This window comes from Nostoc sp. JL31 (assembly GCF_017114965.1).
Classification (GTDB): domain Bacteria; phylum Cyanobacteriota; class Cyanobacteriia; order Cyanobacteriales; family Nostocaceae; genus Nostoc; species Nostoc punctiforme_A.
In genome coordinates this window covers 35,353-54,884 of sequence record NZ_JABXKO010000111.1, presented here as the reverse complement: position 1 = coordinate 54,884, position 19,532 = coordinate 35,353, and the positions used below count along the sequence as shown (strand labels likewise).

The 19,532-nt window shown below is 40.5% G+C and carries 19 protein-coding genes and 1 tRNA gene; 13 read left to right on the top strand and 7 right to left on the bottom strand.

Annotated features, from left to right (window positions below):
- Window positions 1–697: 697 nt before the first annotated feature.
- The 5 genes from rsmA to HWQ43_RS28260 all read left to right on the top strand — a co-directional run bounded on the left by rsmA (window position 698) and on the right by HWQ43_RS28260 (window position 4,335).
- Entirely contained in the window at window positions 698–1,522 is an 825-nt protein-coding gene (gene rsmA, locus HWQ43_RS28280) for a 16S rRNA (adenine(1518)-N(6)/adenine(1519)-N(6))-dimethyltransferase RsmA (protein ID WP_292739841.1), read from the top strand.
- A gap of 82 nt (window positions 1,523–1,604) precedes the next feature.
- Window positions 1,605–2,576, top strand: coding sequence for a 4-(cytidine 5'-diphospho)-2-C-methyl-D-erythritol kinase (ispE, locus tag HWQ43_RS28275; protein WP_292739839.1), 972 nt, complete (start codon window positions 1,605–1,607; stop codon window positions 2,574–2,576).
- A gap of 178 nt (window positions 2,577–2,754) precedes the next feature.
- On the top strand, window positions 2,755–3,084 hold the full coding sequence (locus HWQ43_RS28270; protein WP_292739837.1) for a DUF3082 domain-containing protein: 330 nt from the start codon (window positions 2,755–2,757) through the stop codon (window positions 3,082–3,084).
- A gap of 396 nt (window positions 3,085–3,480) precedes the next feature.
- Entirely contained in the window at window positions 3,481–4,092 is a 612-nt protein-coding gene (locus HWQ43_RS28265; protein ID WP_292739835.1) for a GerMN domain-containing protein, read from the top strand.
- Between the two features lie 171 nt (window positions 4,093–4,263).
- Window positions 4,264–4,335 (top strand) — tRNA-Gly (locus HWQ43_RS28260).
- Between the two features lie 182 nt (window positions 4,336–4,517).
- On the opposite strand, the gene HWQ43_RS28255 is transcribed toward HWQ43_RS28260, so the two are convergent.
- Window positions 4,518–6,266: a hypothetical protein gene (locus HWQ43_RS28255; protein ID WP_292739833.1), complete on the bottom strand. Its 1,749-nt coding sequence runs from the start codon at window positions 6,264–6,266 to the stop codon at window positions 4,518–4,520.
- A 645-nt stretch (window positions 6,267–6,911) separates the two neighbouring features.
- Here HWQ43_RS28255 and HWQ43_RS28250 point away from each other — a divergent pair.
- Together HWQ43_RS28250 and HWQ43_RS28245 are read left to right on the top strand one after the other, a co-directional pair.
- Window positions 6,912–8,138: a succinate--CoA ligase subunit beta gene (locus tag HWQ43_RS28250; protein ID WP_292739831.1), complete on the top strand. Its 1,227-nt coding sequence runs from the start codon at window positions 6,912–6,914 to the stop codon at window positions 8,136–8,138.
- Window positions 8,139–8,435: 297 nt separating this feature from the next.
- Window positions 8,436–9,317 (top strand): CoA-binding protein, encoded by an 882-nt coding sequence (locus HWQ43_RS28245; RefSeq protein WP_292739829.1) that lies wholly within the window; start codon window positions 8,436–8,438, stop codon window positions 9,315–9,317.
- A gap of 306 nt (window positions 9,318–9,623) precedes the next feature.
- Here HWQ43_RS28245 and HWQ43_RS28240 read toward each other — a convergent pair whose 3' ends face one another.
- From HWQ43_RS28240 to cysK, 4 genes are all read right to left on the bottom strand, one after another.
- Entirely contained in the window at window positions 9,624–10,712 is a 1,089-nt protein-coding gene (locus HWQ43_RS28240) for a HAMP domain-containing sensor histidine kinase (protein WP_292739827.1), read from the bottom strand.
- Window positions 10,713–10,717: 5 nt separating this feature from the next.
- The gene (locus tag HWQ43_RS28235; protein WP_094353493.1) at window positions 10,718–11,428 is read right to left on the bottom strand and encodes a response regulator transcription factor; all 711 of its coding nucleotides are present in this window, start codon (window positions 11,426–11,428) and stop codon (window positions 10,718–10,720) included.
- A gap of 116 nt (window positions 11,429–11,544) precedes the next feature.
- Entirely contained in the window at window positions 11,545–12,240 is a 696-nt protein-coding gene (locus HWQ43_RS28230) for an NYN domain-containing protein (protein WP_292739825.1), read from the bottom strand.
- Between the two features lie 592 nt (window positions 12,241–12,832).
- Window positions 12,833–13,792, bottom strand: coding sequence for a cysteine synthase A (gene cysK, locus HWQ43_RS28225; RefSeq protein ID WP_292739823.1), 960 nt, complete (start codon window positions 13,790–13,792; stop codon window positions 12,833–12,835).
- 1,021 nt (window positions 13,793–14,813) lie between these two features.
- Between cysK and HWQ43_RS28220 the strand changes: the two genes are divergently transcribed.
- The 6 genes from HWQ43_RS28220 to HWQ43_RS28195 all read left to right on the top strand — a co-directional run bounded on the left by HWQ43_RS28220 (window position 14,814) and on the right by HWQ43_RS28195 (window position 18,097).
- On the top strand, window positions 14,814–15,236 hold the full coding sequence (locus tag HWQ43_RS28220; protein ID WP_292739821.1) for a hypothetical protein: 423 nt from the start codon (window positions 14,814–14,816) through the stop codon (window positions 15,234–15,236).
- Window positions 15,237–15,271: 35 nt separating this feature from the next.
- Entirely contained in the window at window positions 15,272–15,559 is a 288-nt protein-coding gene (locus tag HWQ43_RS28215; protein ID WP_292739819.1) for a hypothetical protein, read from the top strand.
- 2 nt (window positions 15,560–15,561) lie between these two features.
- Window positions 15,562–15,873 (top strand): hypothetical protein, encoded by a 312-nt coding sequence (locus tag HWQ43_RS28210; RefSeq protein ID WP_292739817.1) that lies wholly within the window; start codon window positions 15,562–15,564, stop codon window positions 15,871–15,873.
- A 341-nt stretch (window positions 15,874–16,214) separates the two neighbouring features.
- Entirely contained in the window at window positions 16,215–16,577 is a 363-nt protein-coding gene (locus tag HWQ43_RS28205; RefSeq protein ID WP_069068421.1) for a hypothetical protein, read from the top strand.
- Between the two features lie 148 nt (window positions 16,578–16,725).
- Window positions 16,726–17,733, top strand: coding sequence for an LLM class flavin-dependent oxidoreductase (locus HWQ43_RS28200; protein WP_292739815.1), 1,008 nt, complete (start codon window positions 16,726–16,728; stop codon window positions 17,731–17,733).
- Complete coding sequence (locus tag HWQ43_RS28195; protein WP_292739813.1) at window positions 17,723–18,097, top strand: hypothetical protein; 375 nt, start codon at window positions 17,723–17,725, stop codon at window positions 18,095–18,097. Before HWQ43_RS28200 ends, HWQ43_RS28195 begins: the two co-directional genes overlap by 11 nt.
- Window positions 18,098–18,342: 245 nt before the next feature.
- On the opposite strand, the gene hypB is transcribed toward HWQ43_RS28195, so the two are convergent.
- Both hypB and hypA read right to left on the bottom strand, forming a co-directional pair.
- A complete protein-coding gene (gene hypB, locus HWQ43_RS28190) occupies window positions 18,343–19,200 on the bottom strand; it encodes a hydrogenase nickel incorporation protein HypB (protein WP_292739811.1) in 858 nt (285 codons plus the stop codon).
- The gene (gene hypA, locus HWQ43_RS28185; RefSeq protein WP_292739810.1) at window positions 19,191–19,532 is read right to left on the bottom strand and encodes a hydrogenase maturation nickel metallochaperone HypA; all 342 of its coding nucleotides are present in this window, start codon (window positions 19,530–19,532) and stop codon (window positions 19,191–19,193) included. The genes hypB and hypA overlap by 10 nt, the downstream gene beginning before the upstream one ends.

Genomic DNA, 19,532 nt, shown 5'->3' with positions numbered 1-19,532 from the left:
GTGTTAAGCATACCGCCAGCGTTCATCCTGAGCCAGGATCAAACTCTCCGTTTTGTTGTGTTTCGAGTTTGTGGCTCCGAAAAAAAATATTTTCCGGAATCCTAGTTACAATTTTGATTATTATCTTTTTGGGAAATCCCAAAAGTAAAATCTCTTGACGAGGATTGGTTTTTTCTTAAGCTTTCAAAGTATTATGTTTTTTAGGTTCAGCGGTGTTTGGCGTCTGTCGCCTTTCCACTTAACTAGAGTAACTAGTCATTCCCTAGTTTGTCAAGGGGTAAATTTATTTTTTTTCTAAAAGGGCCAAGCAACAGAAGGGAGGCAAGAACGAAGTGCCTAAACCTGACTGTGTGAATAATGCACGTTGCTTGTCTCTAAATGGGATCAGAATCCAGGTTGAGCGATCAATTGATTATGGAAAAAGGCAGGAGGTAGTCTTACTGGAGGGATTTATCCTGAATCCTTATGCCTGAGCTAACTATATAAAAGAGCAGCATTGTTGCGAAGCTTGTGATTTAAGACTCCCATTTGATAAGTGAAGCTTGTATCCGCATGTACGCGATCGCCACTGCTACCTTCGCGGAACGTTTGGAAGAGAAGATAGGCGTTACAGTGAGTCTAGCGCTATAAAGGGGCTTAAAAATTTATAATGAATTTTTGAGAATAAGCTAAAAACTAGACTAGGCAATAAATACAGATGATCCGACCGCGTAAGGTCTTTGCTCAACATTGGCTTAAAAGTGAAAAGGCGCTCAACGCAATTATTCAAGCAGCAGAGTGTATAGAAAGCGATCGCGTCCTGGAAATTGGCCCTGGAACAGGCATTCTGACTCGTCGTTTATTACCCTTAGTGCAATCTCTGGTTGCAGTAGAAATAGACCGCGATTTATGCCAACTGCTGTCAAAACAGCTTGGTAAGACTGAAAATTTTTTACTCCTGCAAGGGGATTTTCTCACTCTAGATTTACCATCTTATCTAGCAGCCTTTCCCAATTTCCAAACGCCAAATAAGGTAGTAGCCAATATTCCCTACAACATTACAGGGCCAATCATTGAGAAACTACTGGGTACGATCGCCAACCCCAACCCTGAACCATTTGACTCAATAGTGTTGCTGGTACAAAAAGAAGTAGCAGAAAGGTTATATGCTAAATCAGGCTCAAAAGCTTTTGGGGCGTTGAGTGTGCGGGTACAATATTTGGCTGAGTGTGAGTTAATCAGCACAGTCCCAGCGGCCGCATTCCATCCACCACCAAAAGTCGATTCAGCATTGGTGCGATTGCGCCCACGAAAAATAGAAATACCAGCGCTTAATCCCCGACAATTAGAGAATTTCTTAAAATTGGGGTTTGGTGCCAAGCGCAAAATGTTACGAAATAATTTGCAATCAGTTATAGAACGCGATCGCTTGAGCCACTTACTGGAACAATTAAAAATAAATCCCCAAGCTAGAGCCGAAGACCTCAGCGTTCAGCAATGGGTGATTCTAGCAAATGAATTGGGAGTAGGGAGTAGAGAATAGGGAACAAGGTAGATTTTTTTCCATTCCCCTTTCTTCATTCCCCATTCCCCATTCCCCATTCCCCATTCCCCACTCCCAGAAAATGCGTTCTTACAGCCTAATTGCCCCTGCTAAAATCAACTTGTATCTGGAAATCATTGGCGCTCGCCCTAATGGCTATCACGAGTTAGCCATGATACTTCAAAGTATCGGGCTTGCAGACCAGATTGAGGTGCGTTCCATTAGCACTGATACCATTAGGGTTCATTGCAACCACCCACAAGTACCGACAGATAAAAGTAATCTGGCATACCGGGCAGCAGAATTAATGGTAAGGCAATTTCCCGAAGCCTTTGCTAAATATGGGGGTGTGGAGATTACCGTTAACAAGCAGATTCCTGTAGCTGCTGGGTTGGCTGGGGGTTCGACGAATGCAGCTGCTGTGTTGGTAGGGATAGATTTACTGTGGAAGTTGGGACTAACTCAGTCAGAATTAGAAGAGTTGGGAGGTACACTCGGTTCAGATGTACCATTCTGTGTGGCGGGTGGAACTGCGATCGCCACAGGTAGAGGTGAGCAACTTTCTCCCCTGCCGAGTTTAGATAACATATATATAGTATTGGGGAAATACCGCAGTCTGGAAGTTTCCACCCCTTGGGCATATAAAACCTATCGACAGCAGTTTGGTCATTCTTATATTAAAGATAGCAACAACTTGGCAGCGCGTGCTAATGCAGTTCATTCAGGAGCAATAGTAAAAGCGATCCTGGATAAAAATACGAGAGAAATTGCCCAAAAATTGCATAATGATTTAGAACGCGTGGTATTGCCAGCCTATCCCCAAGTTTTACAGTTGCGAGAAGTGTTTGCTAATCAAGAAGGCGTTTTAGGAACAATGATGTCTGGTTCTGGGCCAACAGTATTTGCTCTTTTTGAGTCTCAACAGCAGGCAGAGCAAGTTAAGGTGCAAGTCAGGGAAGCAATTCTTGATGAAGACTTAGAATTGTTTGTGACTCGGACAATTACACATGGTATTCAGGTGGCATCTTCAATTAAAAAAAATCTTTATCGTTAATGGAGTATGGGGAATAAGCTGATGAGCTTTTAAGTTGCATAGTTCAAATCACTAAAAAACGCAAAGATGCAATTTTAATAACGATTAGCTGAGAACAAGAATTGTTCTGAATGCTCCAATCTAAAATCTAAAATCGTTCAATTGAGCGCTCACAAATAAGTCTAAAGTCTAAAATATTATGAATGACCAAAATCTAACGCCGCAAACAGATGCTAAAGAATCGGTGACAGCTAGTCCGTTACGCTGTTTTACTGGGGCGGTGATTTCTGGAGGAATGGGATTTGCAGCGTATTCGCTAATGATTGCGATCGCGACAAACTTTGCTAGTAAACCGATCCATTCAATCAATCCATTGGTGGTGAAGATTTCTTCTGCTGTCCGCACTCTGGTTGTTGGTGTAGTTGCTTTAGGTAGCGGGATTTTTGGTATAGTGGCAATTGGTTTATTGGCTTTGGGAGTACAATTATTAGTGCAGCAATTGACTAAGCAAAAAAGTAGTGAAAACTAGTAATTTGCTTTTAATCAGTAATCTAAAAGCACAAGTTTTTCTCAGGCAGCATGACTACCCTTACTCTGCAAGGAGTTGATTTTACTCTTACCAAATTTATTTAGCACAAGCAGCAGGCGCAGATGCAGTGCTACTGGTTGTAGTAATTCTCTGGTTTATTGTTCCCTAATTGTTTTAGTCAAGCTTTTTGGGATTGACGTAGACACAAAGTGGCTTGTTGTCAGATATGACTCCTTGAATAGCAGATGTTGTAATTTGGATATATAGTATAAAATTTGACTTTAACAGATTTTGGGTTGACACTTTATAAACTGGCTCAATATTCACGAATTTATACGGAATTGATACCAGCGACACTGAAATCGATAACAACAACATAATTTATAAGCAAAATTTATGAACACAATCAAGAGATATTTTTTACCCCTTATTTTTGTGACAATGGTTGTGAACCTCAGTAGTTGTAGTTCTAATACCACCGCAGGTAATATTGACAGCGCAACGTCATACCCTACCACAGCACCAGCACCGACGAATAGCCTACCTTCTCAGTCTCCCAGCCAAATTCCTAGCGTAGCTCAGTTGAGAGAAAAATCTCCTAATCAAAAATCTTCTAAGGAAAATACGCCTTCCTCACCAACTTCTAAGGTTGCCACTGCCAAAACGACTAGCGTAACGCTCTACATAAGTGATACTCAGTGTCAAAAACTAATTCCAGAAAAGGTTTCAGTACCAGTTGAAGAACCAGTGACAAATGTAGTGAGTAAAATTTTAGAAAAACGAGATACAAGCGACTTTAGCTTGTCTGGGTATCGTGTCAACATTAAAAATGGCATTGCTACAGTTGATTTACGCATATCTCCTGAATCAAAGCGGCAAATAACTTCTCTTTCTAGTTGTGAGCAGTTTGCTCTGTTTGGCAGTCTCCGCAAAACCTTAACGAGTAATGCTCAATGGAATATTAAAGAGGTTCGCTTCACGGAGCGAGGCGAGGACATTGTTCTTTAGTTAAATATGTTAGTAAGTGCCGTCATCAGCTAGCTAAAAAGATTTTCCAATCTGAAAAGCGGCATGACTCATGCATCAGTATTGGCCAGAGTAGTGTATGTTCTAGGCAATTGAAAACAACTACAAATAGTGGTATATTTTATTTAACTACTAAGTTTATCTTAGCAACTTGCGGGTGTAATTCAGTGGTAGAATGTCACCTTCCCATGGTGAACGTCGTGGGTTCGAGTCCCATCGCCCGCTTTAAAATCTGTAAATTTTAGGCAGTAGTGCGATCGCTATTTTCCTTAAATATCTAAAACCCTGACATAATCCTTACTATGTCAGGGTTTTAGATATTTGAAATACTTTGACAATATTTTGTTAAATTGACAAATAATTAGTTAATGTACAATTCATCCTTTATACTTCACTGGGGATTCTACTTACCCGCCTAAAGTCCGCGTATAAATTATCTGACCTTGGGAATCATAAAGAAAAAGGGATAGATTGGCATTTTCACCAATTACGGCTAGGGCTTCGCGTAAGATTTGCAAGTGATTGGTAACATCAACAGCAGTATCCGAATTCTTAGAATAAGGATTAGCCAAGTTATTTTGCCTTATTTGGTCATACTCAGGGGTTAGTCGGACAATAATTTCTGCATTGTCTATGCTAAAGGTGCAAATCCGAATTCCATTAGTACAGGTCTTATCCAAGTCAGTGCGGGTTTGTTGCAAACTACTAACAACTTGTAGTTTTTCTTGTGCTTGTTTGAGCGCAGCTGAATAAGGTTCGATGAGAGACTTAGCTTGAGTGTAGTACAAGCTATCTTGGGGAACTTTTTTAGCCGTTTGCAAAGCCTGCTCCCAATATATCGCAGCTGCTTGCCATTGGTTTTGTTGTTCATAAACTTTGGCTTGCTTGGCAGTGCTAAGGGCCTGTTGGTAGGTTTTAACAGCTAATTGTTCTTTAGTAGCGCGATCGCGTACTAATACTAACTTAGGTTTATAATCTACCAACAGCTTTTGAGCTTCTTGGTATCCAACGCTATTTCGGGGAATGGTATTCAAGGCATTAATTACCACCAGCCAAGTAGACTGCGCCTTTTGCCAGTCATTCAAAGATTTAGCAGTAGCTTCCCGCTTCTCGGCTGCAACGGCTACACCTTTTGCCACTGTTAGTTTTTTCAGCCATTTTTCCTCAGTAAATATCTGTTGATTTACAGCGTGCAAACGGACACGATAATTCAGTAATTTACCCTGCACCAGCCCATAGAGTTCACTACTGGAACTTATACTTTCTAGTGGCGCTATAGCCTGTCGCCATAAGTGTTGCCTAGTTTGTAATTCCTCTAGGCTAGATGCAGGAGTTTGAACTTTTTGTGTCGCCAAAGATGCTGTCTGCAAAGCTTTGACCACCTGATTGATTTTTTCTGCTCGCCCAGATAAACTTGCTTTTAGTTCCTCTGACAGCTGGTAACGAGGCGACCAACTAGGAATTACATTCATATCTGTACTGGCTGCTGCAAGTTGCTCTTGTACAGCAACTAATTCTTTTTCAGATTTGGCGCGGCGCATCAGTTGCGGAGATTTTGTTTTTAATTGCTTGGCCTTTTGTATTTCTTGACACTCAGACATCACACAAGGGCGAGTCAATAAGTAAGCACCACCGCCTAAAACTATAATTCCCACCAACACCGCACCCAGTAGGATAGGTTTGACCTGGAATCCTGGCTTTGAAGCCGAGAAATTCGGCACATCTGCAAACGGGTCAAACAGTTCTTCTTCTTCAGTCTCATTGATTGATGGAGAATATGTCAGAGATGATGAGGGGGATATTACTTCCTTCTCTTCTTGTGCTTCCTTATCTTCCTCTGCTACCCATCCCCCCGTCTGCTTCAGCGCCAAGAAACATTTAGTATAAGGGAGTTGTTCGCCAAAAACTCTGAGAAAACATTGCACCCGCTGCTCTTTCTGGGGTGCTAGAGACTGAAGTACCTCCTCAATAACTGCAAAAATTAGTTGAGCGTCAACTATTACATCTGACGCGTGTTGCGTTAAAATCATTAGCTCGCCTTTATTGACAACGCACTTCACCTCGAAGACTTCAGCCGTTGAGACTTCTACAAGTAATTGTTCTTGCAAAGTTTTGGCTAAAAGCTGTAAATCTTCCTGCTGGACTGCTACTTTCATAGAGCTTTCCCGCTGAATTTCTATATTGTTTTGATTATCTTTAAGGGGATGAAATGAACTTTTTAGGTTTGTTGAATGCAAATGCACAGTTTAACCAACCACAGCCTGAGAATCTGAACGACCAACTTTCTAACACAAATTCTGACTTTTCACCAAAAATAAAAAAAGTAATTATTGTTCGCGGCGCTACATTTTTACACTACTAGATACAAAATTAAATAATCTGTCTTCAGATATAAATTACAAATAAAAAATGGGAATAATAAAAAATTTGGGTATTTTCACTGCATTGCTTTGCGATAATTAAATTCACAAAAGCTACTGCTGTGCGAAATTCTAGTTGCCAATTGTTACCAAATTATCTAAAGGTTAAGAAAACGATGCTATGTCAGAGGGTTTTGACAAAAATGCTAGTTATCTTCTATGCTGGGAAACTTGCAGAGAAGATTAATTATGTGTTGTGGCTCTGCCACAAACAAGTTGACTATCGAAATTAATATGCTTCATTTGCTGAATTCGATAAAATTGATCCGTGAAAAATAAGTTTTTATAGCTGCAAAAAGGTTAATTCTGCAATAAAGGTGCTGCAAAATATTAAAACAGGACTAACCAAAATCTTGGAAAGTGTCAATACAAGGTGTATCAATGGATTTATTAGAGTACCAGGTTAAAGAATGGTTTGCGAAGATAGGCATTCCAGTATTGCCTTCCCAACGAATTGACCATCCTACAGATTTGAAACGGTTAAAAATTCGCTTTCCAATTGTACTGAAATCTCAAGTCCACGGAGCGGAACGGGCAAAAGCGGGTGGAGTTAGGTTTGCCCAAACGACTATCGATGCGATCGCAGCAGCTCAAAATATCTTTAGTTTACCAATATGGGGCGAATTGCCGGAAGTTGTACTGGCAGAATCTAAATACGACGCCAACCAAGAATTTTATCTAGCAGTGGTTTTAGATACTGCTGTCTGCCGACCGGTACTTTTAGGTTGCAAAGAAGCAGACATCGATTGGGAATCGGCTGGGGAAAGAATGCACTACGTTGTCGTGGAGCAGGAATTCTCGCCATTTTATGCGCGACGATTGGCTTTGAAAATGGGTTTGCAAGGAACGCTGATGCAGTCGGTAAGCAGCGTTGTGGAGAAGATGTACCACTTATTTGTCCAAAAAGACCTGGATTTAGTCGAAATTAATCCCTTGGCAGTCAGTACTACTAGTCAAGTTATGGCTCTTAATGGTAAAGTCAGGGTCAACGAACGGGCGATCAAGCGTCATCCCGATCTCGCTGAGATGGCAGCAAAAATTATCAGTCGTCATACCAGTACTGAAATCAACGGTATTTTGGGCGATTGGGATGGTGTGCAAATGCATGGAAAAATCGGCATTTTAGGTAATGGTACTGGTTCAGTGATGGCAACTTTAGATTTAGTTGCGAATGCTGGTGGCAATCCAGGTGTTTGTTTGAATCTACGTCATGCTTTCCTTACAGATACTACACCAACTACCTTCCGCGATCGCCTAGAAATAGGTTTGAAAATGCTGGAGGCTGATAAAAGTATTCAGGTAATACTAATTAACTTTCTGGGTAGCATTCCGCAAATTGAGGAAGTGGCTGAAGTTATAGCTAGGGTTGTGCAGCAAGACAACAGCGAACTTCAATCACAGGTTGTACGTTCTAATGGTAGTAAAGTTCGGCGAGAGCTTAATTTTCCATCCTTAGTTGTCCGTCTTGCTGGTTCTGAATTTAACACTGTGAGAAAATATTTGACAACACTAAAAACCCACACCGATGCGCTTGTCGTGGTAGAAAATTTAGATGAGGCAGTGGCAGCAGCAGTTCTCCTTGCTAAACCAACGGCTAATAAAAGATAGTGAATGTCATTTTGTTCCAATTCAAAAATCAAAAATTATTAGTTTTTACCGTCGGGTATAAATTATTGAATTTGATGCTCAAATCAAGTAAAGCTTTGCTTTCTGGAACTAAATTATATAGTGGATTCAAACTGGATATTCCTAGCTAGGGGCGCGTTTTCTCACTTTTGGAACACTCAGCTTCCAGACTAATTTTTGGAATTTCAGTAAAAATTAAATCAATCCGACACTGTAAATGTGTTGTTTCTATGCCCAGTAGTTCAAAACGCTGGGTTATCAAACTTACGGTAATTTTTTATGAACCTAACGCCAGAAAGTAAAGTCTTAATTCAAGGCTTTTGTGAATTTATATCAAGCACTCATGTTGCTCAAATGAAAGATTATGGCACGAATTTAGTAGCTGGTGTCAATCCTGGATGCGGCGGACAGGAACTGCATGGACTGCCAGTATTTGATTTAGTAGAGGAAGTAATAGAACAATTTGGGGCAATTGACACGACAATTATTTGTGTAGATCCTTACGACGTGTTAGATGCAGCATTAGAAGCGATCGCATCTAAGATTCGCCAGATTATTATTATTACTGCTGGTGTGCCGCCTTTGGATATGGTGCAATTACTCCGCAAAGCCGAAGCTTGTGAAACTTTGGTAATCGGGCCAAATAGTCCGGGGATCATTGTACCGGGAAAAATTCTCTTAGGGACTCAACCCAGCGAATTTTATACCCCTGGAACAGTGGGGATCGTTAGTCGTAGCAGCACCCTCACCTACGAAATCGCCTACGAATTAACAAAAGCAGGTTTAGGGCAGTCGATTAGCGTCAGTATTGGTAGTGATGCGATCGTCGGTTCCTCATTTTTGCAATGGCTGCAAATTCTCGATGAGGATGAAACCACACAAGCGATCGTTTTAGTTGGTCAACCTGGTGGTGGTAGTGAAGAAGCAGCAGCGCGGTACATTGCTGAGGCAATTGATAAACCAGTAATTGCCTACATTGCAGGTAGACTTGCACCACCAGGAAAAACTTGGCGACAAACCGGGACTTTAGCAACGGTTATCGGACGCGATCCTAACTTTGGCACAGCCCAAAGTAAATTAGCCGCTTTAAAAGAAGCGGAAGTGACAGTAGCTGAACGCCCTTCTCAGATTCCAGAATTATTGAGAAAGGAAATTAACTAATTACTAATTCGTAATTCAATTCTTAACTACGAATTACGAATTACGAATTATTTTAATTGGTCACTCTTAAGAACGATTTTGAGGAAACAGATAGGCGATCGCAGCGTAACCCGAAAGACTGAGTAAACTAACCAAGAAAGCAGCCAGAACAAAAGTAGACATAATATTATACTCTATGCACTTCCAAAACCTGGGCATTCATCAACAAGCTAGAATTTTGGATACTTTCAAATTAGCAATTGGGTATGACACAGCCATGACTACCTTGTGTCAATCCCTCGGATTTCAAGGTAGTCATGACTCAACTCAAGCCAAAGGCAGAAAAAACCGAAACGTACTGCCAACTCCCAATTCGCTTTCTACCTGAATTTGACCGCCTTGTAATTCAATCAAACGGCGGGAAATAGTTAAACCAATACCAGTACCTCCCGAATGGCGATCGCGTGATTGGTCAGCTCGCCAGAAGCGCTCAAACACATGAGGCAAATTTTCTGGAGCGATACCAATGCCTGTATCACTAACCGCAATCCAGAGTTGAGATGCTTCAGTCCCAACAGTAATGGTAATTGAACCTTCGTTAGTATAACGTACTGCATTACCTAGCAAATTAACTAGCACCTGTTCCGTGCGGTCAATATCTGCCAATACAGGAGGTAGCACAGATGGATATTGCAAGAGCAGAACTGGCCCATCTTCCAATAGTTGGTCGGTAAATTTTTCCACTAATGACTCTAACAACGGACGCAGATTTACCCGTTGGATATTAATTGGCAAATAACCAGCTTCTGCCTTAGATAATTCTTGTAAATCGTTCACTAACCGCTCTAAGCGTCGAGTTTCTTTCGCTAAACGTCGATAGATTTCAGGAGACGCTTCAATTTCCCCATCAGCCAGTTCTTCCAAGTAACCGCGCACCACAGTTAATGGTGTACGTAGTTCATGGGTCATATCTCCAATTACTTCTCGCCGCCGTGCTTCTACTCCTTCTAAACTGGCTGCCATTCGGTTGAAACTACTACTCAATCCACTAAGTTCTGGAATGTCAGATACAGGTAGTCGTGCATCCATCTGACCAGCAGCAAATTTTTGGGTGATTTGTTCCATCTCGGTCAATCGCTGCATAATCCGTCTCGACACCCAGTAACTCAATCCTCCGGCAGCAGTAGTGCCGACTAAGACTGACCAAAGAGTGCTTCGTTGCCAAGCAAGTTCAAATCCTGTAACCAATTCAGCACGGACATCAATTAAGTCGAACCCCTGATTTTCTAATCCTTCCAAATGCAAGACAAATAAGCGGGGGGAAGAGATTTTGCTGATGCTCACCAGACTAGCTACCCCCACGATCATTACTACTAAATGGGAGAAAAATAGGCGTCCTCTCAGCCCCATCTTCATAACATTTACGCTACCAGAGGATCTTCAAATTTATAGCCCACCCCAACAACAGTTTTTATAAAAGTAGGATTTGCCGGATCGGGTTCAATCTTTTTTCGCAACCGAGCTACATGAGTATCTACCACTCGTTCATCGCCAAAAAAATTATCTCCCCAAAGTTTATCAATTAGTTGAGTGCGGTTCCAAACTCGACCCGGATTGCTGACAAAGGTGGTTAGCAAGTTAAATTCTAGGGTAGTTAAGTCCAAAATTTCAACTTCTTGAGAATTTATCTGGCGACTGGCAGTGCGCTGGTCTACATCGACAATAAAGTGTTGGGTACGATTGACTTGATGTTGTCCCCCTTGGCGGAGGCTACGCCGTAATAGTGCCCGCACCCTAGCTACCAACTCTCTGGGGCTAAAGGGTTTGACCATATAATCATCAGCACCAGTAGATAGACCAATGACGCGATCGATTTCCTCACCCTTAGCCGTGAGCATTAGAATGTAAGGATCTTTTGCACCTGGTTTCTGGCGAATTCGGGCACAAACTTCCAACCCATCCAAGCCAGGAATCATTAAATCTAAAATGATTAAATCCGGTGGTTGCTCTTGAAACATCCGCAAAGCATTCATGCCATCGCGGCTAGTGCGACAAAAAAATCCTTCTTTTTCTAAAGAGAGTTCAATTAAATGAGCAATTTCTGGTTCATCTTCAACTATTAAAATATCCATCTGAAATATAAAGTCGAGCAAAATGGGCAAAGCAGGTCACGAAGTCACGGGGAAAAGGAGACACAAAGATATCTTTCACTGCGTCCCCGCGTCTCCCACTCTCCACCTCTTGTTAATTAGAGGTTTGAATTTGACGACGTGCGATAACTATAGCCAAGATTAGAATCTTTTTGAATGTGTGTTTTAATACTATCGAGGTCAATGAAGCAGTCAGCAACATCAATCAAACTTTCACTAGTCGTTGTTTGTAGACTGACTACTTCTACCCGAACGCCCATTCTGCTGACAGCGTTCACTGCATAAGCTAAATCTCCATCGCCACTGACTAAAACCGCTGTGTCATAGTAAGGAGCTAAAGTTATCATGTCTACAGCAATTTCTACATTCAGATTTGATTTTTTGAAATTCTCTGCTGGCGCAACAAGATCCTTTGCCACTACGCGATAGCCATTACGACGCATCCACAATAGAAAACCCTGTTGCTTTTCATTACTTATATCAACTCCAGTATAAAAGAAAGCACGCAAGAGTCTGGAACCGCTGGTTAAATGACAAAGCAATTTAACGTAGTCAATTTCTATGCCGAGTTGTAAGGCTGTATGGAACAGGCTTAAGCCATCAATAAAAATAGCAACTCGACCACGATTTAAGTTATTCAAAATCAAACTATCAGGTGCAGGATCTCGCATCTTGGTATCTTTACCTTTTACAGCAGCATCGCTCAAATTTTGCCCTTGCCAATGTGGTTTCGCTTTGAGTACTTTAGATTCCTTAAATTCATTTCTTTGTTTGCTAAAATTAGTTATAATCATTGATACCTCTGATTTTAAAGCTGTAAAGAATTTTGACTAAATTTTCTATAGTATAGTCTGTACTGATTTATAACCTAGCAGGTAATGGTCTTAAGTCACTATATGCAGATAAGGTTAGCTGGTGCTAAACAAGATTTAAAATAGACAGCGCAAGGTTTTCACTATTGTTGTGGTTGATTTAACGAGATATTGCTTCTGCCCACAGATATGTTAATCTTTACCCACGGAGACAGCAAGAGTTTCGATAAAATAAATCTTTTTGTCAGGGTAAGGGCTGTTTTTCTTAGGTCTGTATTGCACTCAACCCAGAAGCACTATATCTATAAATGGGTAGGCATGAACTGTAAGACCTGTAATCGGGGCAACCCGACATAAGCAAATTCCGCACAAGAATCCCACTGTTTTTAGGGGGAATGAGCGTAGCAATATTTACTCAACTATGTGAGCGCCAAAGAGTTAGAAGCACTAATAACGTAATATGGGATGCGATCGCACCTCAAAAGGTAACTCAAAAAGTAAGTTGTATTAATTTATATAAGAGCCAAATGAGAAGGACAGAGATGATTCGTTGCTCTCTTGTCCCCCTATTTGCTTAACGCACGCCAGCAGTTTCTAAAGACAAATCTTGAAACATGGGTGTGCTGAGATAACGTTCGCCAAAGGAAGGCTGAATCATCACAATTAAACGTCCGGCATTTTCTGGACGTTTACCGACTTGAATTGCGGCACACAAAGCTGCACCAGATGATATCCCAGATAATAAGCCTTCTTCTTTTGCCAAACGTCGCCCATAAGCGATCGCTTGTTCATCGCTGACTCTAATTACTTCATCAACCAATTCCAGACGGAGAACATCTGGGATAAATCCGGCCCCAATACCTTGAATTTTATGTGGCCCGGCTTCACCACCAGAGAGTACTGGGCTGTTGCTGGGTTCAACTGCGATCGCTTTAAAAGTCTTCTTGCGCTGTTTGAGTACTTCTGCAATCCCAGTAATCGTTCCACCAGTACCTACCCCAGCAATGACGATATCTACTTCCCCGTCTGTATCTGCCCAAATTTCTTCGGCGGTAGTTTCTTGGTGAACTTTGGGATTAGCAGGGTTGCGGAACTGTTGCAGCATAAAAGCATTAGGAGTATTAGCCACAATTTCTTCGGCTTTGCGAATTGCTCCCCGCATTCCCTCAGCGCCTGGTGTCAACTCTAAAGAAGCACCATAAGCCCTGAGCATAGCCCGTCGTTCTTGACTCATTGTTTCTGGCATAGTCAAAATCAAACGGTAGCCACGTGCTGCTGCTACCATTGCTAGAGCAATTCCGGTATTACCGGAAGTAGGCTCTACTAAAATGGTCTTTCCCGGATAAATTGAGCCAGCGGCTTCTGCTGAGAGTACCATACTTAACCCAATGCGGTCTTTCACCGAAGCCGCTGGGTTCATGCCTTCTAATTTAACAACTATTCTTGCAACTACTCCCTCAGCTTGAGGAATCTTGTTCAATTGAACTAAAGGAGTTCGTCCAATGAGTTCTGTTACGTCTTGAGCAATCCGCATTATTTAACCCCTAAAATCCTAAATCTTAAGTACAGAGTATTTACTGATAACAATAAGCTTTGATGTATTTATTTTGCAGTTCAATGCCAGTGAATGCATATACTATGTATTCTAACTGAACCACAAAAGATGAAAGTTTAGAAAGAACCTTTATTAGATGTTCCCAATGATTGCCACTTCAACAGAGGGCTAGCTTACCATTCTTCTATTTTACCATTTGGAATTGCTGACTATTGCCTCTTCGGTGAAAATTCAACTTTTTTAATTCTGTATATATGAATAGCTTTTGCCATAATTTTCTATTTGTTATGAAAATAGAATTTACTTTTAAAACATTTAATTGCTTTTCCTAATTTGTTAGTCTATCTTTATCAAGAGACATTGATATTTTCTGTTGAGTGCAGATTTGACCAGTCTAAATTTGCATCTAAAACAGCCTTTAACCATTGCCTACATTGCTTTGAGATTGAGTGCAAAAACGCCAGAACCCCACCTCGAAAATACTAGAACCCCATCCGAAAAACACTAGCACCCATACCCCAATAATTTTTTAAAATTATTATCAGGTAAGGATTACAGACTTTGAGTACTATTTTAATGAATTTAATAATCTTAACAGGGCTGGGGTAAACTGTTTTGTGGAGAGTGGCTGATATAAATCGTATAGGATTTACGCAGAGATTCCCCTCTACCCCCCAACATTCCTGAGCGCAAGCTGAGTGAACTAGGGGGGACTTCTTAATCTCCCTTTTGAGAGTAGGATGAAAGCAGATTCCCGAATCAAGTGCGTTCTTTCTGACTGAATAATCCTATGTTTTGTGAAAAGGGTGGTAACTTTTTATTAGTCAGTAGTCAGTAGTGACGAGAAAAATAACTGGCAACTAATGATTGTAAAAATTACCGATTACACATATTTTAATATCAAAACTGTTTGAGAGGTAGAAATTATATAACTACTTTAGATAAACAGCAAAAGATATTTTCTTACTGGGTGCATACTACCTAGCAAGGGAGAGCCAAGATGAAAGCCAAACTTTTAAATGTTCTTACAGTTTGCGTCGTTACTTTAGTAATGCTTTCACCAGGACTAGTAGTATTTGGCATAATTTGGGAGCGACATCTGGAGTTAGTAAAATCTCAGAATTTAGCTTACGAAGTTAACAACACAACTACAGATGCTCCCGCCTTGGCTCCCCAGACAGAGGGTACACATTCCCCTCAGACTAGCATTCAATCCTCCGATCGTAATGTGGTTCATCAAATGCTTGCTGTTGCGGAACAATATAAATTTGCCACTATCCTGCAATGGTTCTTCTTGTTAACCCCGATTTGTGTTGGGTTAGGGATTCTTTTTTACGACAGATATCTAGTTCATCGTGCTGCTGTTTTAAAAGAACAAGTTGAAATGTTGGAAAGACTGTGGCACCAAAGTATCGAACAGTAACTTATTCACAATTTACTAAAATCAAGAAAATTACCATGACAGACCAAGAACAACGCCAAAGCTTGTATTTTAATCTGATTGATGAGTTACTTAGATGTCCTAATGGTCAAGAACCAGAAATTTTGGAATCTAAACCCGAATTGATTGATTCCGGTTTAGTAGAAACAATGTTACAAGTAGCTACTATGTTTGCCCATGAAGGCAATCAAGATGGTGCCCAATTTTTATTTTTTGTGGCACGTGAGCTAGCTAAAGAATTAGGTTTATACCCGGAAGTTCCCAATACTGAAGTTGCAAATCCTGAAGTTGCAAATAAGGAGTAAAAATGTTGTTGACTTCAACAGATGCGGGACAAATAGCTTTAGAACTGCTCATGGCAGACTGGAATATTTCAGAAGAGAACAGAGAGTGGTTCACAATCTTTAGCTCTCGTCTAATTGGCGAGAGTTGGTACACTGTGGAACTAGGTATAGAAGGATTTCCCGATAGGTGGTTTATTCAAGTATATGACAATGGAGTGTGCGATCCAAACTATACATTTATTTCACCAATCCGTGGTTCTGAAGGATTTACAGACTTTGTAAATTTGCCGGATATCATCGCAGAGGTTTTAGTTTGTGAACGCAATGCTCGCTAATAATAATTAAAAATTCAAAAGTTAGAATTCAAGAATAATTTGTAATTCGTAATTAAATCAAGACCTAGAGTCTACGACTTCTAAAAGTCGTAGTATTTATTATGGGTAGGGTTTAAACCCAATCTATATATAACATAATTACCTTGGCGAGCTTGCGAATATTATTACGAATTACGAATTTTGGATTTTGGATTTTGAATATAAAGATGCTTTACGCAAATATGAGGTGATACCGAATAAGGTACGCCTCTTTTTTTATGTAATATTTAATATTTTATTCAAACTTAATACACTATTTTGTCATACTTAATTGATAAAATTATGTTATATTAAATAGCGTGATGGACGCTACAGAAATATCAGTTCCAATGATTGCTGAAGATATCTTAGCCAAAGAATTCACAAGAGTCGTCAACCATTACTACCCGCAAGTTGGAGAATTGCTGGATGGGTGTTATGTGAAAGTCATCACCTGTTTTTGGGGACGACCTGCTAGACGTTTGCAATATATAGGAATTTATTGCTCTGACGAAATGATTTCCTGTGTGCAAGCTCAAAAAGAAATACTCAGAGAAGTAGCAGACAATATGGGTCTAATCCAGGTTGTTTGCATGAATGCCAAGCGATTGTTGCGCGATCCGATGTCGAAGGTCAAAGAGAACAACCCACGCCTATGGTTGGAGTTGCAGTGGGTTGCGACTTAGTGATTCATCGCATTAATTGAGAGGGGTAAATGCTTTTGTAGAGAGGACTTTATTCCTCAAATATTTAAGCACTTTAGTGCTTACTACAAACCTATCGACCACTAGAATAATCAGCACCTACGGTGAATACAAAGTATCAACGCAAGTAATGAAAACTGGAATTTTCTGCAATTACGATAATTTTCACCAAGATGCTCGTCGTGCCATCTTTGAGCAAGTTGCACTGGTAAAACAGGCAGAAAGCTTAGGTTTTGAGGAAGCGTGGGTGAGTGAACACCATTTTAGTGAATCTAATCTCAGCCCTTCCATGTTGGTGTTAATGGCACATTTGGCGGGATTAACTTCAACTATCCAATTAGGCACGGCGGCGGTGTTGCTGCCATTCCATAACCCCATTAGGGTGGCGGAAGATATTGCCACTTTGGATAACTTGTGCAATGGACGATTATTATTTGGAGTTGCTAAAGGCGGCCCCTTTCCCCAACAAAACAAGCATTTTGCGACCCTACCAAGTGAATCCCGTCCCAAGATGCTAGAGGCGATCGCACTGATTCAAAAGCTCTTATATGAAACTGATGTATCATTTAATGGGCGATATTATCAATGCGATCGCTTAACGATTTACCCGAAACCATTGCAAAGTCAAATACCAGTGTATGTTGCCACTGGTGGTGATGACGGTATTGAGCTTGCTGCTAAATATTCCTTCAGCTTGATGGGTGGGCCGCCATTTTCCCTAGAGAGATTGAAGGATACTGTTACCAAATATCGAGCCTTAAATTCTAGTGGTGCGGAAAAATTAGTGCTGGCACGCTTCTTTTTTGTTGGCAAAACATACGACGAGGCGGTGAGTGAAGCGTTACCTTTCGTTCGCAAATTTAGCCAGAAAATGAAAGCTAATTCGGCTGAAGTATTGCAAAACAGTGCGAATCCCAACCAAAAACCATTCGACCGCACAAATATTTGTTTCGATGAAGATTATTTGATTGAGAATTCAATTATCGGTGATGTGGAGACTTGTCGAGACAGAATCAAGAAATTTCAGGACGAATTAAATTTAGGTACGCTAGCACTCAAACCCTCGTCTGCGGATTTGCAAAAAAACCTGGACAGTTTGACGCGCTACAACCAAGAGGTGCGAAATTATGTCTTCTAAACTATACTTGCTTCCTCCCGATGATTTACCTCCCACTGAGGTAACGAAACAGGATGGAATGCTGCAAATGGAGCTAGAACAGTCTACTGGCAGATGCTTTTATCTAGCCTGCGATCGCATTACGCGAGTCCTATTATCTAATTGTCAGTGGTATCTCACAACAAATGCTAGCATCCTCACATTAATTATTGATTGCCCTGACTTAGTTTCTTACTGGCATATTGTCAGCAATATTCCCCAGTTAGGTAATAGGTTAGAGCGGTTTGCTAGCAATGGTAAAATCCGCGTTTATCCGCCATTTGGCAAAGGGACGCCGTTTGAAATCAGCGTAAATGAAATATCAGCTTATCGAGATTGGCTTTGAGGTAAATAGAAACTGGGAATCAGAGTAAATATAGCTGTTTCACACCCTGTACTCCTAAAGTGCAGGGTGTTGCAATTTTTATCAAAGCCAATTCTAAAAATATCAGCGTTACAGAATAGAATTCAATAGAGGTAGTCAGTAAATCAATGACTTAATTTTGTGATAATAGGTTTTTAAAATTATCTTTCTCTTCCTTTGCGTCCTTCTCTAACGAGACGCTACGCGAATGCGGTTCGTTAAAAAAATTACCTATCCTTCAAGGGAGAAGAAATTAGTGCTGGCAAATTCGTTACCTTTTCAGTTACCCATTTATACCAATTTTCTAACCCAGCACCAGTAGTTGCAGAAACCTGAAAAATCTGAATTTTGGGATTTACTTGTTTAGCATATTCTATGCATTTTTTAACATCAAAATCTACATAAGGCAGTAAATCAATTTTAGTGAGAATCATTACATCACTAGCACGAAACATATGTGGGTATTTTAGCGGCTTATCTTCTCCCTCCGTGACTGAGAGAATCACGACTTTTGCCTGTTCTCCCAAATCAAATAAGGCTGGACAAACTAAATTTCCCACATTTTCAATCATCACAACTGAGTCTATTGGTGGATTCAGTTGTTGTAAACCTCTGTCTATCATTGATGCATCTAAATGACAGCCTGTTCCGGTATTGATTTGGATGACTTTAGAACCAGTTTCTTTAATTTTTTTGGCATCGTTAGCAGTTTCTTGGTCGCCTTCAATGACACTAATAGATAATTGATGCTTTAAATCATTGATTGTTCGCGTCAAAAGAGTTGTTTTCCCAGCACCGGGAGAACTCATTAAATTTAAAGCGAGAATATTTCGACCTTTAAACCATCCCCGATTTTGGGCAGCTAGCAGGTTATTTTTTGCTAATATATCCTGTTCTAAAGATATTGTTGTGTTGTGTATTTTGGCATGAATTTGAGGCGCTTCTATATGAGTGTCATGACTGTGAGAGTGAGTGATGACAGTTCCATCTGGTAAAGTGTGAGTATGATTATGTTCCGCTTTATCTGTTTCTAAATTTGTAATTTTTATTTCGCCATCATCAGAACAACCGCAGGTTACACACATAATTCCTCGATTTCTATTTCTTTAATTTTAAGTTCTTCACCAGCAATTAAATCTAATTGCACGCTACCGCAATTACAGATTCCAAATGGTTTGTCTAAATAAATTTCTGCACTACATTGGCGACATCTCCCTAAGCCTGGAATTTCTAAAATTTCTAATGTCGCCCCTTCTAAAACTGTGCCTTGAGTGCAAATATCAAAACAAAATCGGATAGCGTCGGGCATAATGGCTGAAAGTTTGCCAATTTCTAATAAAACTCGCTGCACTTTTGCGCCTTTGGCGTGTTCAGTCACAATTGCCACAATATTTTGGGTAATTCCAAATTCGTGCAT

Excerpts from the sequence above, each read along its gene's own strand:
- rsmA (WP_292739841.1), top strand. The coding sequence starts at position 698 with ATGATCCGACCGCGTAAGGTCTTTGCTCAACATTGGCTTAAAAGTGAA.
- ispE (WP_292739839.1), top strand. The coding sequence starts at position 1,605 with ATGCGTTCTTACAGCCTAATTGCCCCTGCTAAAATCAACTTGTATCTG.
- HWQ43_RS28270 (WP_292739837.1), top strand. The coding sequence starts at position 2,755 with ATGAATGACCAAAATCTAACGCCGCAAACAGATGCTAAAGAATCGGTG.
- HWQ43_RS28265 (WP_292739835.1), top strand. The coding sequence starts at position 3,481 with ATGAACACAATCAAGAGATATTTTTTACCCCTTATTTTTGTGACAATG.
- HWQ43_RS28255 (WP_292739833.1), bottom strand. The coding sequence starts at position 6,266 with ATGAAAGTAGCAGTCCAGCAGGAAGATTTACAGCTTTTAGCCAAAACT.
- HWQ43_RS28250 (WP_292739831.1), top strand. The coding sequence starts at position 6,912 with ATGGATTTATTAGAGTACCAGGTTAAAGAATGGTTTGCGAAGATAGGC.
- HWQ43_RS28245 (WP_292739829.1), top strand. The coding sequence starts at position 8,436 with ATGAACCTAACGCCAGAAAGTAAAGTCTTAATTCAAGGCTTTTGTGAA.
- HWQ43_RS28240 (WP_292739827.1), bottom strand. The coding sequence starts at position 10,712 with ATGAAGATGGGGCTGAGAGGACGCCTATTTTTCTCCCATTTAGTAGTA.
- HWQ43_RS28235 (WP_094353493.1), bottom strand. The coding sequence starts at position 11,428 with ATGGATATTTTAATAGTTGAAGATGAACCAGAAATTGCTCATTTAATT.
- HWQ43_RS28230 (WP_292739825.1), bottom strand. The coding sequence starts at position 12,240 with ATGATTATAACTAATTTTAGCAAACAAAGAAATGAATTTAAGGAATCT.
- cysK (WP_292739823.1), bottom strand. The coding sequence starts at position 13,792 with ATGCGGATTGCTCAAGACGTAACAGAACTCATTGGACGAACTCCTTTA.
- HWQ43_RS28220 (WP_292739821.1), top strand. The coding sequence starts at position 14,814 with ATGAAAGCCAAACTTTTAAATGTTCTTACAGTTTGCGTCGTTACTTTA.
- HWQ43_RS28215 (WP_292739819.1), top strand. The coding sequence starts at position 15,272 with ATGACAGACCAAGAACAACGCCAAAGCTTGTATTTTAATCTGATTGAT.
- HWQ43_RS28210 (WP_292739817.1), top strand. The coding sequence starts at position 15,562 with ATGTTGTTGACTTCAACAGATGCGGGACAAATAGCTTTAGAACTGCTC.
- HWQ43_RS28205 (WP_069068421.1), top strand. The coding sequence starts at position 16,215 with ATGGACGCTACAGAAATATCAGTTCCAATGATTGCTGAAGATATCTTA.
- HWQ43_RS28200 (WP_292739815.1), top strand. The coding sequence starts at position 16,726 with ATGAAAACTGGAATTTTCTGCAATTACGATAATTTTCACCAAGATGCT.
- HWQ43_RS28195 (WP_292739813.1), top strand. The coding sequence starts at position 17,723 with ATGTCTTCTAAACTATACTTGCTTCCTCCCGATGATTTACCTCCCACT.
- hypB (WP_292739811.1), bottom strand. The coding sequence starts at position 19,200 with ATGTGTGTAACCTGCGGTTGTTCTGATGATGGCGAAATAAAAATTACA.
- hypA (WP_292739810.1), bottom strand. The coding sequence starts at position 19,532 with ATGCACGAATTTGGAATTACCCAAAATATTGTGGCAATTGTGACTGAA.